Source organism: Limnohabitans sp. (genome assembly GCF_036804465.1).
Taxonomy (GTDB): Bacteria; Pseudomonadota; Gammaproteobacteria; order Burkholderiales; family Burkholderiaceae_C; genus Limnohabitans.
In genome coordinates, this window is record NZ_DAIRSK010000002.1 from 136,331 (window position 1) to 150,945 (window position 14,615).

Here is a 14,615-nt window from a genome sequence, read left to right on the forward strand (position 1 = left end):
CAGGCGTCTTGTGTTGAGGTCTTCCAGCTTGAGTGACGTCATCTCAACGGCAAGGCGCCGAAGAAGTCTCTTCTTCTTCTCGGACACCCCCCCGTCAGCAATGTAGTCTTCAAAAATGACTGGGAGAGTTTTCTGCAACTGTTTGCGCTGCTGAACCGGCTTGCCCTCATTGATGTCGTTCTCAACCGATGTAGCCCACGCAACCGCATCGGATTTTTTGACGAATGTCTTGGATCGGTTGACACCGTTCAATCTGACCTTTGCTTGCCAAGAAGTCTGTCCCGTTCTACCTATGCGCTTGAGGAAGGCTGCCATTGTCTACTCCGTGTCCCAAATTTGTCCCACAGGGTCATTTATAGCGTACTTTTTCAAATTTTCTCATTTAAAGACAACGACTTAGAATAATAAAATCTAACCCCTCCTAAGGTGTAGATACAGGTTCGATTCCTGTCGGAGGCACCAGCTTTCAGTGGGCCTCGAGTTCTTGCGCATCAATGAGTCCCTGCCTCACCAAAGCGGACAGGCTTTGCTCCATGGTTTGCATTCCCACCGCACGTCCCGTTTGAATCGCTGAATACAACTGCGCCACTTTGCCTTCGCGGATCAAGTTGCGCACAGCAGGTGTGGCCACCATCACCTCAAAGGCGGCCACACGGCCCGCACCTTCTAGACGTTTGCACAGCAGTTGCGAAATCACGGCGATCAGCGATTCAGACAACTGGCTTCGCACCATATTTTTTTCCTCTGCGGGAAACACATCCACCATGCGGTCCATGGTTTTAGCGGCGCTGGATGTGTGCAAGGTGGCCAGCACCAAATGACCTGTTTCAGCTGCAGTGATGGCCAACCGCATGGTTTCAAGGTCGCGCAGTTCACCCACCAAAATGACATCGGGGTCTTCGCGCAGCGCAGATCGCAGGGCGCTGGCAAAACTCAAGGTGTGTGTACCCAACTCGCGCTGTTGAATCAAGCATCGCTTGGGTGTGTGCACAAACTCAATCGGGTCTTCGATTGTCACGATGTGTTTGGGTTGGGTTTGATTGATCTCATTCACCAAGGCGGCCAAGGTAGTGGACTTGCCCGATCCCGTCGGTCCCGTGACCAACACCAAGCCGCGTGAACGTTGCGCCAGTTCATTCAAAAGCGCGGGTGCTTGAAGCGATTTCAAACTAGGGATAAGGTGGGGAATAACTCGAAACACCGCCGACACACCCCTTGCTTGGTGAAACACATTCACACGAAAGCGGGCGAGGTTAGGCACCTCAATGGAAAAATCACATTCAAGGTGTGATTTAAAAAATGACTGCTGCGTCGATGACATCATGCTCATTAACGCCTCATGCGCCTGGTCGTGAGTAAAAACAACATCTAACAACGGTTGCAAGCAGCCATCAATCCTCAAACACACAGGTGTGCCTGAGGAGAGATGCAGGTCCGATGCGCCTTGAGCGATGCATTGTGTCAATAAATTTTGCAGTGTCATGTGCCTGTTTCTATGCTGAAACAGTTCTAGATGTGTAACTAAACAGAATTCATTTTTGAAGCCTATCTTGCAGAACCCGCCATCTCAGGGAATTTCCTAGGCATTCTTTGTCAAAAGCACGGCAACAAGCCAAAAATTACTGAGCAAAACTGGCACAATTTGCGCGTTATTGACAAGGAACTGACTCATGAACAAAACTGAATTGATCGAAGCCGTAGCTGCCCACACAGACTTGACAAAGGCCGATGCTGGTCGCGCTGTCAATGCCATCATTGATGTCATCACACACGCTGTTGCGAAAAAAGACGACGTGCAATTGATCGGCTTCGGCACTTTCAAAGCTGCTGCGCGCGCTGCACGCACTGGCAAAAACCCACGCACTGGCGAAGCCTTGAAAATCGCTGCAGCTGTGGTGCCTCGCTTCACTGCTGGTGCTGCCTTCAAAGCTGCTGTGAACACCAAGAAGAAGTAATTCTTCGCGTTCACGCACAAAAGCGGCATCGGGTTACCGAGCCGCTTTTTTTACGTCTGATTCAAATTGGAAAACACGATGTTCACACACATTTTTTTAGGCGCTCAAGATCTTGAGGCCTCACGCAAGTTTTATGACGCAGCACTCGGCGCCTTGGGCCACGCACCCGGCACGGATGCAGGCAACCGCTATGTGTATCGCACAGCCACAGGCACCTTTGGCATCAGCTCTCCCATCAACGGTGCAGCCGCCAGTTTTGGCAACGGCAGCACCTTTGGTTTTGCCGCCAAATCTGAGGCCGAAGTGAACGCCTTTCATGCAGCCGGCATTGCCAACGGCGGCGTGACCTGCGAGGACCCGCCGGGTTTGCGCACCAACCCAGCCTTTAGCTACTACATCGCTTATTTGCGCGACCCATCTGGCAACAAGATTTGCGCCATGTATAGGCCCGCAAAATGACTGAACGATTCACACAAATCACCTACGAGCAACTCGCTCCCGACGTTCGTCCGCTAGCAGATGACATTCTCAAAGTGTCCAGTGCCGCGCTTGGCGGCCCCTACAACGCTTTGCTGCGCAGTCCCGACATGGCGCGTCGCTGCTTTGACTTTCTGGACTACCTGCGCTTCAAAACATCGGTGAGCAAGCGGCTCAATGAATTTGCCATCCTGATTCAAGCCCGCATTGCCAACGCCCAATACGAATGGTGGGCACACGACCCTATTGCCCAGCGTGCTGGCTTGTCCACGGACATCATCGAACAACTGCGTCAATGCAAACGCCCTGAAGGCATGCAAGCTGACGAGGCCTTGGTGTATGACTTTTGCATCCAACTCAGCCTCAATCACCGTGTGCCAGATGCGCTCTGGCAAAAAGCGGTGGCCGACATGGGCGAACAAGCGGTGGTTGATCTCACCGTGCTGTCGGGCACCTATGTGATGGTGTCGATGCTGCTCAATGCCACGCAAGTGGGCATACCCAACGGCGGCGCTGAACCTCTTGAGGTGTTGTCACCGCTCGACATTCGCCAACGCTTACTGGCCTAACTTTGCTTCACACCTCAGGAGAATCCCTTGATTTCACGCCGTCACATCGCCTTGGCTACCAGCTTGCTGTTGGCCTCATTCAGTAGCTTTGCGCAAAACAACACGGTACGTTTGGTGGTGCCTTTTTCAACAGGCGGGCCCACTGACATTGCGGCCCGCGTGATTGCGCCTTTGTTGTCAGAGGCCATGGGCAAGACAGTCATTGTCGACAACCGCGTGGGCGCGACAGGCGCAATTGGCGCAGAGTTTGTGGCACGCGCACCCGCAGACGGCAACACCATTTTGTTTGGCACCAGCAGCATCATGGCGGCCAATCCCGCGCTCGTGCAAAAGTTGCCCTACGACCCTGTGCGTGACTTTGCAGCGGTCAGCACGGTCGCCACGATTGAAAACATCTTAGTGGTCCACCCTTCTGTGCCAGCCAACAACGTGCAAGAGTTGGTGCGCTACGCCAAAGAAAATCCAGGCAAATTGTTTTATGGCTCATCTGGCATCGGCAGCACCTACCACTTGGGCTCCGAAATGTTTGCCAACATGACCAAAACGCAGCTGGGCCATGCGCCCTACAAAGGCCAAGGTCCTGCCGCACAAGACTTGTTGGCTGGACATATTCAAATCATGTTTGATGCCTTCAACTCGGCCGTGCCCAACATCAAAGCAGGACGCGTGAAAGCGCTGGGCATTGCCAGCGCCAAACGCCATCCAGAGCTGCCCGACCTGCCCACCATCAGCGAACAAGGCGTGCCCGGCTACGCCACCACGATTTGGCTGGCCTTCTTCTTACCAGCCAAAACACCCACCGCCATCGTCGACAAAATGAACCAAGACCTGCGCACGATCTTGCAACGTCCCGATGTGAAAGAGCGTTTCAACAAGCTAGGCATGCAAGCCGCCAACTCCAGCACAGCTGAGCTCGATACCTTGTTGAGACAAGAACTCGTGCAGTGGGCCAAGGTGGTGAAAGACGGCAACATCAAGCCCGAGTGAGCTCAAGCGGTGGAGGCTTTTTGTCGCGCTAGCCACAGCAAGCCAGCACCGGTGATCAGCACGGGTACCAACGAGCCCCAGTTGAGCCACGTCCAGCCTTGAGTGGTCACCAACGCACCCGAAGCAAATGAGGTGAACGCCATCGTTGCAAAAACGCAAAAGTTGATGGCGGCTTGCGCGCGGTTTTTTTCTTGAGGGGTATAGGCTTGCATGGACAGCGTGGTGCTGCCTGTGAACAAGAAATTCCAGCCGACACCCAGCATGAAGAGTGCAAACAAGAACTGGTGCAAATCCACACCAGACAAAGCCACCGCAATACAGCCAATATTGAGCAGTACACCCACACCCATGATGGTCAGCACGCCAAAACGTTGGATGAGGTGGCCCGTGAAAAAACCAGGTGCAAACATGCCAATGACATGCCACTGCAACACCCAAGCTGTGTCTTCAAATGGGAACCCACACACTTGCATGGCCAGTGGCGTGGCAGCCATGAGCAGGTTCATCACGCCATAGCCCAAGGCTGCTGACATGGCGGCAATCACAAACACAGGTTGTCGCATGATCTGGCTCATGGGGCGACCCCCGGTGTCATTTACTTTGACCACAGTCGCCGCAGGAAATTCGATGAAATGCATCACCCCCATCGACAACACAGCCACTCCCATCAAAGCCACATAGGCTCCTGCAAACGGCATACCCAACAAGCTCTTGGTTTGAATGGCCAAGTTGGGGCCAATCACAGCGCCAATCAAACCACCCGCCATCACCAAAGAAACCGCCTTTTCACGGTAGTCGGGCTTGCACAACTCAGCCGCTGCAAACCGATACAACTGACCATTGGCGCTGTAGTAGCCCGCCACCAAAGTGGCCGTGACCAACAACCAAAAAGACTGTGAAAGCACAGCAAACGCACCCAAGGCTGCCGACAAAAAAGCCACCAACAGCCCCAACTGAAAGGAGCCCTTGCGCCCAAAACGCTCTTGCGATTTCGCCACCCAACCCGTACTCAACGCACCACCCACCACATAGCCCATCACGGGCAAGGTAGCCATCCAACTCTCTGGCGCCAAACTCAAACCGACCAAACCGTTGATCGCAATGAAGGTGATGTTGTTGGTCAGGAACAGTCCCTGCGCAATGGACAGCAATACGAGATGGATATTCATGCGTCCATGTTGCCATGGTTCACTGCAGTGGCCCTGAAAAATTAGAGGCTGTTCAAAGGAATTTTCAAATAATGGGTGCCATTCGCTTCGGCAGGCGGCAAGTTACCCGCACGGATATTGATTTGCACTGAGGGCAGGATCAGCGCGGGCATTTCTAGGGTGGCATCGCGTTGCTTTCGCATACGCACAAAGTCAGACTCACTCACGCCGTGATGCACGTGAATATTCTTTGTGCGCTGCTCTGCAACCGTTGATTCAAATGCAACAGCGCGATCTGTAGGCGGATAGTCGTGACACATGAACAAGCGGGTGTCATCTGGCAAGCTCAGAAGTTTTTGCACAGAAGCGTAAAGAGATTGGGCATTGCCACCAGGAAAGTCGCAACGCGCTGTGCCCACATCTGGCATGAACAAGGTGTCGCCCACAAACACGGCATCGCCAAACTGGTAAGCCACGCAGGCCGGTGTGTGTCCAGGCACATCCATGATGTGGCCGACGCCTTCATCAAGCGCAATCGATTGATTGGCGCTCAGCAACACATCAAACTGTGAGCCGTCGGTTTTGAACTCATCCTCAAGGTTGAAGACCTGCTTGAACACTTGCTGCACTTGCGCGATGTGGGCGCCAATGCCAATTTGGCCGCCCAGTTTTTCTTTCAAATAAGGTGCTGCAGTCAGGTGGTCCGCATGGGCGTGGGTTTCGAGTATCCACTTCACACGCAAATTGTGTTGATGCACATAGTGCACGACCTTGTCGGCTGATGCATGGCTGGTGCGACCTGATTTGGTATCGAAATCGAGCACTGAATCAATGATGGCGCAAGCACCGCCTGGTTTTTCGTACACCACATAAGTCACAGTCCACGTGGCGGGATCAAAGATGCCGTGCACCAAAGGTTTGAATGTGGTTTGGTTCATATTTTTCAATCTGTTAGATTACAATCTACTTTTTAATATACTATATATATCGACTATATGTAAAAAATCAACGATGAAAAGTAAAGAAATTGACCTCATCGATATGCACCAAGCCGCAGAGCAAGCCTGCAGGCTGATGAAAGTGCTTTCCAATGTGGACCGTCTGATGCTTTTGTGTCAGCTGTCACAAGGCGAGAAGTGCGTGGGCGAACTTGAAAGCCTGCTAGGGATTGTCCAGCCCACCCTCTCCCAGCAGCTCACCGTGCTGCGTCATGAAGAACTGGTCGTCACTCGCCGCGAGGGCAAAAACATTTATTACCAAATCAGCAGTTCCGAAGCTTTGGCGGTGATGCAGGTTTTGTACAAAACGTATTGCAAGGTCTAGAGAAAAACACATGAATAGGAGAAAAACATGACGATCGATTGGACACATTTCACACCTGGCACGTCGTTGGCAGGAGGCGTTTTGCTGGGCGTGGCTTCGGCCCTGTTTGTTTTATTGAATGGTCGCATTTTGGGCATCAGCGGCATTTTGGGTGGTTTACTTCCTGCCAAGGTCGGCGATGGCGCGTGGCGTGTGACGTTTTTGCTGGGCCTGCTTGTATCGCCTCTGGTGATGAAGGTCCTGGCGCCTGCCGATTTTTTGCATGCGCCGCGCATCGATGCCAGCATGGCGATGGTGGTCGTCGCAGGTCTGCTGGTAGGCGTGGGCACACGCTATGGATCAGGCTGCACCAGCGGTCATGGTGTGTGCGGCTTATCACGACTTTCCCCTCGCTCCATGGCTGCCACTGGCTTGTTCATGGCGGCTGGATTTGCCACCGTGTTTGTGCTCAAGCACATCCTCTGAGGAGCCATCATGCATCGCATCAGTGAATTTGTTGTCGGCCTGTTATTTGGTTTGGGGCTCATGCTCTCGGGCATGACCGATCCAAGCAAGGTCCTTGGCTTTCTTGACCTCTTTGGCGCGTGGGACCCCTCGTTGATGCTGGTCATGGGGGGCGCAATTGCGGTTGGCTTCTTTGCGTTTGCAGTAGCCCAAAAACGCACCACTAATTTTTTAGGTGGGGCTTTGCACTTGCCCACTTCCAGCCAAATCGACCAACGTTTGGTATTGGGCAGTTTGGTGTTTGGCGCAGGTTGGGGCTTGGCTGGTTTTTGCCCAGGGCCCGCATTGGTCAGCATGGCGGCTGGTCAGGACAAAGCCCTTGTTTTTGTAGTAGCGATGGTTTTTGGGATGATTGCCTATGAAGCTGCTCAGCGCTTCGTTCATTCACCCAAACAACCCAGAGATACAAAATGAACCACGACCCGATCACAGACAGCCATGCCCTGCTCAACAGCACCGACGCCTCACTCACGCCTACGCGTCGTTTAGCCTTGCAAACAGCATTGGGAATGGGCTACGCCGCTGCCGCCATGCCGTTGGTGGCGCAAACAGCGGTTCAAACCTCGTCAGAAGGTTTGACCACGGGGCGTGTTGAGATAGATGTCAGTGGCTTCAAAGTTCCCGCCTACCGCTCAGCCCCTGCGGGCAAAAGCAACCTGCCCGTGGTGCTGGTGATTTCTGAAATTTTTGGCGTGCATGAGTACATCGCTGACGTCACGCGACGGCTTGCCAAAGAAGGCTACTTGGCCATCGCTCCTGAAATGTTTGTACGCCAAGGCGACCCCAGCCAATACAAAGAGATTGCCAAGCTACAAGCAGAAATCATCACCAAAGTGCCAGACGCGCAAGTGATGGCTGACCTCGATGCCACCGTCAAGTGGGCCGCTCAAAACGGTGGCAATACCAACAAACTGGCGATCACAGGCTTTTGCTGGGGCGGTCGCATCACTTGGCTTTACGCCGAGCACAACCCCAAGGTCAAAGCTGGCGTGGCTTGGTATGGTCGCCTAGAAGGTCAATCCAATGCCATCACGCCGAAACACCCTATCGAATTGGCCGCTTCCTTGAAAGCCCCCGTGCTGGGCTTGTACGGCGGCGCAGACACAGGCATCCCGGTGACGTCGGTGAACAACATGAAAGAAGCCTTGGCGCAAGCGGCCTCCAAGGGCAACTCAGCGGCCAAGGCCAGTGAGTTTGTGTTGTACCCAGACGCACCCCACGCCTTCCATGCCGACTACCGCGCGAGCTTCCGTGCCGCGCCTGCGGCTGATGGCTGGAGCCGCGCTGTGGCTTGGCTCAAGCAATACGTTTAATCGAACAAGGCTTAAGCCACAAACACCCGCGCTTTGCGCGGTGTGAGCACCAAGGTGTCGCCCTCTGTAAATCCCTGCTCGTAGAACTGCGAAGCAGGGATTTGCGCTTCAATGATCTGCTGATCTGAGGGGCCATCGCCCTCAGCCGCCATCAGCTCTAGGCGCGCAATGGGCCCCACCACAATGGCTCGGCTCAACTGAGCCACGATACCGCCCTCGTTATCCTTGCCAGCGTTGTAGCGACGCACATCCAAATCGTGCGGGCGCACATAGGCAAAGGCTTTGGCGTCTTGCGCGGCGTGGTGCTCGGGACTGGCGACACGCACGGTCTGGTCTTCAACGCCAATGTGCATTTCGCCTTCGTGGGCACGGCCATGGAACAAGTTCACATCGCCTAAAAAGCCATACACAAACGGACTGGCGGGGTGTTCCCACACCTGTTGCGGGCTGCCCACTTGTTCGACATTGCCCTTGTTCATGACCACCACGCGGTCGGCCACTTCGAGGGCTTCTTCTTGGTCATGCGTGACAAAGATGGTGGTCACGTTCAAGTCGTCATGCAAGCGGCGCAACCAGCGGCGTAGCTCTTTGCGCACCTTGGCGTCCAAGGCGCCAAAGGGCTCATCGAGCAACAAGACTTTGGGCTCTACCGCCAGAGCACGTGCCAAAGCAATGCGTTGACGTTGGCCGCCTGAGAGCTGTGAGGGATAACGATCAGCCAACCAATCGAGCTGCACCAAGCTCAACAAGTCGTGCACCTTTTGTTTGATTTGTGATTCGCTGGGGCGCTCGTTGCGCGGCTTCACGCGCAAGCCAAAGGCGACGTTTTCAAACACGGTCATGTGACGGAACAAGGCGTAGTGTTGGAACACAAAACCCACTTGGCGCTCGCGCACATGCACATGGGTGGTGTCTTCACCGCTGAACAAAATAGTGCCCGCATCGGCGTGCTCTAAACCCGCAATGATGCGCAGCAAGGTGGTTTTGCCACAACCCGATGGGCCCAACAAGGCGATCAACTCGCCAGAATGGATGTCAAGGCTCACATCACCCAGCGCTTGGAAGTCGCCAAACTGTTTGTGGATGTTTCTGATTTCGATGCTCATGATTCGGTACTCGTATTCTTAAATTTCGCGCATGCGGTACGCCGTTAGGCTTGTGGCCGCTCCGGTGGCAAATCAGCCGTGGCTTTGAGTTCACGCGCATGACGCCACTCCACCACAGACTTGATGACCAAGGTCGCCACCGCCAACAAAGCCAACAGCGAGGCCACGGCAAACGCCGCCACCGATTGGTATTCGTTGTACAAAATTTCCACATGCAAAGGCATGGTGTTGGTTTGTCCGCGAATATGGCCCGACACCACCGACACCGCACCAAACTCACCCATGGCGCGTGCATTGCACAAGATGACGCCGTAAATCAAACCCCACTTGATATTGGGCAACGTGACATACCAAAAAGTTTGCCAGCCTGTGGCACCCAACACGATGGCTGCTTGCTCCTCGTCATTGCCCTGTGCTTGCATGAGTGGAATCAACTCACGCGCGATGAACGGAAACGTGACAAACACTGTGGCCAACACAATGCCAGGCACTGCAAAAATGATCTTGATGTCGTGCGCTTGCAGCCACGGACCAAACCAGCCCTGGGCGCCAAACATCAGCACATAAATCAAACCCGCCACCACGGGCGAGACCGAAAACGGCAAGTCCACCAGCGTGGTCAAAAACGCTTTGCCAGTGAACTCATATTTGGCAATCGCCCATGCAGCCGCCACACCAAACACCAAGTTCAAGGGCACGGCAATGAGTGCGGTGATCAAGGTCAGACGAATGGCCGACCAAGCATCGGGTTCTTGCAAAGCCAGCCAATACGCATCCCAGCCCTTGCGCAAAGCTTCGGTGAACACCGCTGCCAAGGGCAAGACCAAGAAGAAAAACATAAACGTCAGTGCCACCCCAATCAGGCTGTAGCGCACCCATGCGGACTCTGTGGTGGTCGTTCTCATACAGAGGCTCCACTGTGTCGGCGTTGCCATGCTTGCAGGGCATTGATGACCAACAACAAAATAAACGAGATGACCAACATCACCACCGCCACCGCTGTGGCACCGGCGTAGTCGTATTGCTCCAACTTGCCAATGATGATGAGCGGCGTGATTTCAGACACCATGGGCATGTTGCCCGCAATGAAAATGACCGAGCCATATTCACCAATCGCACGCGCAAACGCCATCGCAAAACCTGTCAGCAACGCGGGTGCGATGCTAGGAAAAATGACCCGCGTGAAAGTTTGCCAACGCGTAGCCCCCAAACACGTGGCTGCTTCTTCGAGTTCTTTCTCGGCGTCTTCCAACACCGGTTGCACCGTGCGCACCACAAAGGGCAAGCCAATGAAGATCAGCGCAATCACCACGCCGTTTGGGTTGAAAGCGAGTTGAATGCCCATGGGCTCCAAGTACTGACCAATCCAACCGTTGCCCGCCAACAAAGCGGTGAGAGAAATACCCGCCACGGCAGTGGGCAACGCAAAAGGCAAGTCCACCAACGCATCGACCACCTTTTTGCCAAAGAACTCGTAGCGCACGAGCACCCAAGCCACAAGCAAACCAAACACCACATTAACCAAGGCGGCAATCAGCGATGCACCAAATGTGAGTCGATAAGACGCCATCACGCGCGGCCCCGTGACGGCTGCCCAAAACTGGTCCCAAGTGAGCGTGAAGGTTTTGAACACCAAAGCGGAGAGTGGGATCAACACAATCAAGCTGAGGTAAGTGAGCGTGAAACCCAGCGTGATGTTGAAGCCTGGAAGCACGCGCGCAGCCTTTCGGCTGCGCGTCAGAGAAAACAATGCCATGAAAAATTACTTCACCGTGTACATCTTGTCGAACTGGCCGCCATCATTGAAATGGACTTTTTGCGCTTCGCTGAGTGAGCCGAAATACTCACTCACAGGTACCAACTGAATGGGCTTGAAGGTCGACGCGTATTTCTTTAGCAAAGCGGGTGAGCGCGGACGCAAGGCGTGCTTGGCGGCAATCTCTTGTGCTTCGTCAGAGTACAAATAGTTCAAATAGGCCGTGGCCAATTCGCCTGTGCCCTTTTTGTTCACAGTGCGCTCCACCACCGCCACAGGGTTCTCAGCGATGATGCTGACGGATGGATGCACGGCATCGACCTTGCCAGCACCAAACTCACGGTCAACAGACAACACCTCTGATTCAAACGTCACCAACACATCGCCAATGTTGCGTTGCAAAAAGATAGTGGTGGCATCGCGGCCACCTTTGGCGAGCACTGGCACGTTCTTAAACAACTTGGCCACAAACTCTGCAGCTTGCGCATCAGTTTGTCCTTTTTTACGCGCATAGGTCCAAGCGGCCAAATAAGCCATGCGGCCGTTGCCACCGGTTTTTGGATTGACGATGATGACCTGCACACCAGGCTTGATCAGATCGTCCCAATCTTTGATGCCCTTGGGGTTGCCATTGCGGGTGAGGAACAACATGGTCGAGGTGGTGGGCGACGCGTTGTTGGGAAACTTCTTGGCCCAGTCTTTGGCCACCACGCCGTTGCCAGCCAAGAACTCGATGTCGGTGGTGGTGTTCATGCTGACCACGTCGGCGTCTAAGCCGTCGTTGACTGCACGCGCTTGGGCGCTAGAGCCACCGTGGGCTTGGTCCACCTTGATGTCTTTGCCCGTGGTCTTTTTGTAGTGGGCCACAAAGGCGGCGTTGTAGTCTTTGTAAAACTCGCGGGCCACGTCATACGATGCGTTGAGCAAAGTTTGTGCACAAGCCAACGAACTGACAGCCAAGAGCGCAGCGGCCAAACTGGTGTGTAGAAATTTTTTCATACCGTGTGAAGTTCCAAATCTTTAGAAATGACCGCGATTGTGGTTTGCATCACTGCCATATCAAACAACTGTTTTTTTGTTTGTACATAACAAATCAATCTATAGAAAAACATCTCACTTCTTGAGGTAAATCTGGTCAAACAGGGCGCCATCGGCAAAGTGGTCTTTGGCGACTTTCTCCCAGCTGCCAAAAGCGCTCTCTAGTGTGAACAAGTTGAGCTTGGGCAGCTGCTTCACATACTTGGCTTGCGCTTTGACAGAGATAGGGCGGTAAAAGTTTTTGCCCGCAATGTCTTGGCCTTCTTCGGTGTAGAGGTAGTTCAGGTAAGCCTCGGCCACTTTGCGTGTGCCTTTGCGCTCGACGTTTTTATCGACCACCGTGACAGGTGGCTCAGCCAAGATGCTGATGGAGGGGTAGACGATGTCCACTTTGTTGCCGAATTCTTTTTCCAGCAAATGCGCTTCGTTTTCCCAAGAGATGAACACATCGCCTTGGTTGCGTTGTGCAAACGTGACCGATGAGCCGCGTGCGCCCGTGTCGAGCACTGGCACGTTCTCGTAGAGTTTTTTCACAAACTCTTTGGCCTTGCTGTCATCCCCTTTTGGACCGCCGTATTTGCGTTTGGCAAATTCCCAAGCCGCCAAATAGTTCCACCGAGCGCCGCCCGATGTTTTGGGGTTGGGCGTGATCACGCTGATCCCAGGTTTGACCAAATCGTCCCAGTCTTTGATGCCTTTGGGATTGCCTTGGCGCACCACCAACACGATGGTGGAGGTGTAAGGCGACGCGTTGTGGGGCAAACGCTTTTGCCAGTCTTGTGGAATCAGGCCACCGTTTTTAACCAGCGCATCGATGTCACCCGCCAAGGCCAAGGTGACCACATCGGCGTCGATGCCATCAATGACTGAGCGGGCTTGTTTGCCAGAGCCACCATGCGACTGTTTGATGGTCACGTCTTGACCCGTTTGCGCTTTCCAGTGCTTGGCAAAGGCGGCGTTGAACTCGGTGTAGAGCTCACGGGTGGGGTCGTACGACACGTTGAGCAAGGTGACGGGCGCGGGTTGCGCGGCGGCCAAACCACTCGCACCCAGCAAAGCAGTGACCCAAAGTGTTTTGAGAAAGTGTTTGCGTTGAATCATTTTGGTTCCCTTTGAATCCAGCAATAGTTGCGGAGCTGGATTCTTAGCGCGACAGCGCCAAAAGGGAACGACAGAGTTATTGGTTGTTCATAACCAAATCATCTAAGTCACTTCAAATTGAACCGACGGTTGCCTCGTCGCTGCGGCTCTCGCCACGACTGTCTTTCCATTGAATGGCCACCTTATCGCCCGCCTTGGTGCCTTTGAGGGTGAATTGCCAAAACGGATTTTTAGACACCGCGGTGCCCCACTCTGCCGTCATCACCGATTTGCCATTGAGCAAAACCGTCACGTCTTGGATGTGCCATGCAGGGATGACTTTGCCAGCGCTATCTTTGCGCTGGCCAGACTCCATTTCGTGGCTCATCAACACACGCACTGTGGCGTTGTTGCCGGCGGGAACGATGCGCATACGCGTTGCTTCAGACATAGGTGTTCCTTTCGTTACTCACCGCAGCCACCCAAGGTGACCTTGATGTCACGCTTGGCGAAATAGGCTTTGCCGTCTTGCGTCACAGCCACAGCAAAGACATCGGACGATTGGCTCATCTTGATGCGCAAAGAAAATTGGCTGTCGACCACAGGGCTGGTTTGAAAGTTGGCCACCAGGGCTGCGGGATTCTTTTCAACCAAGAGCAGCACGCGCTTGACGTTGGGCAGCGTGGTGCCAAAGCTCAACAACACACTGGCCCCGTTGTCTGCAATTTCGGGACCGTTCAGGGTCACATCCGCGCTGGCCAAGGGGGCTGACGCGCCCAGGGCTTTGAGCGCTGCGGCCACCGATTTGGCTTCAAAGGCAGCTTTGTCATAGGCAATGGCTTTGAACGGCACCAGGCCTGCTGTGCCCAGCAGCGTGGCCACTGCCCAGCTGTGTTGGAGGGTTTGACGTCGGTTCAACATAGGGGTTTTCGGGATAAAAGCGTATTTTGCCCTAGCAAATCCGTTTAGACTCAATGGCTGTTTTTTTCAATTTTTAGATGGGCTGGAGTTCACCATGACACAACGCTTCTCTGTGCGACACCGCTTGGCCTGGTTGGCCGCCATGTCTGCCTGTTTCGCTTCAAGTGCCTACGCACAAACTACAGCCGATGCGCTGCACCAACGCGCCACCGCTGCCACCTGCGCCAACTGCCACGGCACAGAAGGTCGCGCCGTTCAAGGCTCAGCCATTCCCTCGTTGGCTGGCATGCCCAAAGACTACATGGTCTTGCAAATGAAAGCGTTCAAAGAAGGCACGCGCCCAGCCACGGTGATGCATCAGCTCACCAAAGGTTATACCGATGCGCAAATCGACAGCATCGCCACTTATTACGCCAGCCTCAAACGCTAAAAGGATCC

Annotated in this window: 19 protein-coding genes and 1 pseudogene; 9 read left to right on the forward strand and 11 right to left on the reverse strand. The window is 54.0% G+C overall.

Annotation, left to right across the window (positions count from 1 at the left end):
* Both V7Q41_RS01785 and V7Q41_RS01790 read right to left on the reverse strand, forming a co-directional pair.
* Window positions 1-315, reverse strand: a pseudogene (locus V7Q41_RS01785) (hypothetical protein); the annotation flags it as partial.
* A gap of 151 nt (window positions 316-466) precedes the next feature.
* The gene (locus tag V7Q41_RS01790; RefSeq protein ID WP_333842017.1) at window positions 467-1,483 is read right to left on the reverse strand and encodes a type IV pilus twitching motility protein PilT; all 1,017 of its coding nucleotides are present in this window, start codon (window positions 1,481-1,483) and stop codon (window positions 467-469) included.
* A 187-nt stretch (window positions 1,484-1,670) separates the two neighbouring features.
* Here V7Q41_RS01790 and V7Q41_RS01795 point away from each other — a divergent pair, with 187 nt between their 5' ends.
* The 4 genes from V7Q41_RS01795 (at window position 1,671) to V7Q41_RS01810 (ending at window position 3,988) form a co-directional block, all read left to right on the forward strand.
* The gene (locus tag V7Q41_RS01795) at window positions 1,671-1,955 is read left to right on the forward strand and encodes an HU family DNA-binding protein (RefSeq protein WP_333842019.1); all 285 of its coding nucleotides are present in this window, start codon (window positions 1,671-1,673) and stop codon (window positions 1,953-1,955) included.
* A 78-nt stretch (window positions 1,956-2,033) separates the two neighbouring features.
* A complete protein-coding gene (locus V7Q41_RS01800; RefSeq protein ID WP_333842020.1) occupies window positions 2,034-2,414 on the forward strand; it encodes a VOC family protein in 381 nt (126 codons plus the stop codon).
* Window positions 2,411-3,001 carry a carboxymuconolactone decarboxylase family protein gene (locus V7Q41_RS01805; protein WP_333842022.1) on the forward strand — a complete coding sequence of 197 codons (591 nt, stop codon included), beginning with the start codon at window positions 2,411-2,413 and terminating at the stop codon, window positions 2,999-3,001. Before V7Q41_RS01800 ends, V7Q41_RS01805 begins: the two co-directional genes overlap by 4 nt.
* Window positions 3,002-3,028: 27 nt before the next feature.
* A complete protein-coding gene (locus V7Q41_RS01810) occupies window positions 3,029-3,988 on the forward strand; it encodes a Bug family tripartite tricarboxylate transporter substrate binding protein (protein WP_333842024.1) in 960 nt (319 codons plus the stop codon).
* Window positions 3,989-3,990: 2 nt separating this feature from the next.
* On the opposite strand, the gene V7Q41_RS01815 is transcribed toward V7Q41_RS01810, so the two are convergent.
* Window positions 3,991-5,157 carry an MFS transporter gene (locus V7Q41_RS01815; protein ID WP_333842026.1) on the reverse strand — a complete coding sequence of 389 codons (1,167 nt, stop codon included), beginning with the start codon at window positions 5,155-5,157 and terminating at the stop codon, window positions 3,991-3,993.
* A gap of 41 nt (window positions 5,158-5,198) precedes the next feature.
* The gene (locus tag V7Q41_RS01820) at window positions 5,199-6,074 is read right to left on the reverse strand and encodes an MBL fold metallo-hydrolase (RefSeq protein ID WP_333842029.1); all 876 of its coding nucleotides are present in this window, start codon (window positions 6,072-6,074) and stop codon (window positions 5,199-5,201) included.
* Window positions 6,075-6,147: 73 nt separating this feature from the next.
* Here V7Q41_RS01820 and V7Q41_RS01825 point away from each other — a divergent pair, with 73 nt between their 5' ends.
* From V7Q41_RS01825 to V7Q41_RS01840, 4 genes are read left to right on the forward strand one after another with little or no spacing between them, the layout of a single operon-like run.
* Complete coding sequence (locus V7Q41_RS01825) at window positions 6,148-6,459, forward strand: ArsR/SmtB family transcription factor (protein WP_333842032.1); 312 nt, start codon at window positions 6,148-6,150, stop codon at window positions 6,457-6,459.
* Between the two features lie 27 nt (window positions 6,460-6,486).
* Entirely contained in the window at window positions 6,487-6,924 is a 438-nt protein-coding gene (locus tag V7Q41_RS01830) for a YeeE/YedE family protein (RefSeq protein WP_333842034.1), read from the forward strand.
* A 9-nt stretch (window positions 6,925-6,933) separates the two neighbouring features.
* Entirely contained in the window at window positions 6,934-7,377 is a 444-nt protein-coding gene (locus V7Q41_RS01835; RefSeq protein WP_333842035.1) for a YeeE/YedE family protein, read from the forward strand.
* A complete protein-coding gene (locus V7Q41_RS01840; RefSeq protein ID WP_333842038.1) occupies window positions 7,374-8,276 on the forward strand; it encodes a dienelactone hydrolase family protein in 903 nt (300 codons plus the stop codon). Before V7Q41_RS01835 ends, V7Q41_RS01840 begins: the two co-directional genes overlap by 4 nt.
* A gap of 11 nt (window positions 8,277-8,287) precedes the next feature.
* Here V7Q41_RS01840 and V7Q41_RS01845 read toward each other — a convergent pair whose 3' ends face one another.
* From V7Q41_RS01845 to soxY, 7 genes are all read right to left on the reverse strand, one after another.
* On the reverse strand, window positions 8,288-9,382 hold the full coding sequence (locus V7Q41_RS01845) for a sulfate/molybdate ABC transporter ATP-binding protein (RefSeq protein WP_333842041.1): 1,095 nt from the start codon (window positions 9,380-9,382) through the stop codon (window positions 8,288-8,290).
* A 44-nt stretch (window positions 9,383-9,426) separates the two neighbouring features.
* Window positions 9,427-10,287, reverse strand: a complete 861-nt coding sequence (gene cysW / locus V7Q41_RS01850) for a sulfate ABC transporter permease subunit CysW (RefSeq protein WP_442918776.1) — start codon at window positions 10,285-10,287, stop codon at window positions 9,427-9,429.
* A complete protein-coding gene (cysT, locus tag V7Q41_RS01855; protein ID WP_333842046.1) occupies window positions 10,284-11,138 on the reverse strand; it encodes a sulfate ABC transporter permease subunit CysT in 855 nt (284 codons plus the stop codon). Before cysT ends, cysW begins: the two co-directional genes overlap by 4 nt.
* Window positions 11,139-11,144: 6 nt before the next feature.
* The gene (locus V7Q41_RS01860) at window positions 11,145-12,137 is read right to left on the reverse strand and encodes a sulfate ABC transporter substrate-binding protein (protein WP_333842048.1); all 993 of its coding nucleotides are present in this window, start codon (window positions 12,135-12,137) and stop codon (window positions 11,145-11,147) included.
* A 114-nt stretch (window positions 12,138-12,251) separates the two neighbouring features.
* On the reverse strand, window positions 12,252-13,277 hold the full coding sequence (locus tag V7Q41_RS01865) for a sulfate ABC transporter substrate-binding protein (protein WP_333842051.1): 1,026 nt from the start codon (window positions 13,275-13,277) through the stop codon (window positions 12,252-12,254).
* A gap of 112 nt (window positions 13,278-13,389) precedes the next feature.
* A complete protein-coding gene (gene soxZ / locus V7Q41_RS01870) occupies window positions 13,390-13,707 on the reverse strand; it encodes a thiosulfate oxidation carrier complex protein SoxZ (RefSeq protein WP_333842055.1) in 318 nt (105 codons plus the stop codon).
* A gap of 14 nt (window positions 13,708-13,721) precedes the next feature.
* Complete coding sequence (soxY, locus tag V7Q41_RS01875) at window positions 13,722-14,177, reverse strand: thiosulfate oxidation carrier protein SoxY (RefSeq protein WP_333842058.1); 456 nt, start codon at window positions 14,175-14,177, stop codon at window positions 13,722-13,724.
* A gap of 94 nt (window positions 14,178-14,271) precedes the next feature.
* Here soxY and V7Q41_RS01880 point away from each other — a divergent pair, with 94 nt between their 5' ends.
* A complete protein-coding gene (locus tag V7Q41_RS01880) occupies window positions 14,272-14,607 on the forward strand; it encodes a c-type cytochrome (RefSeq protein ID WP_333842060.1) in 336 nt (111 codons plus the stop codon).
* Window positions 14,608-14,615 lie beyond the last annotated feature (8 nt).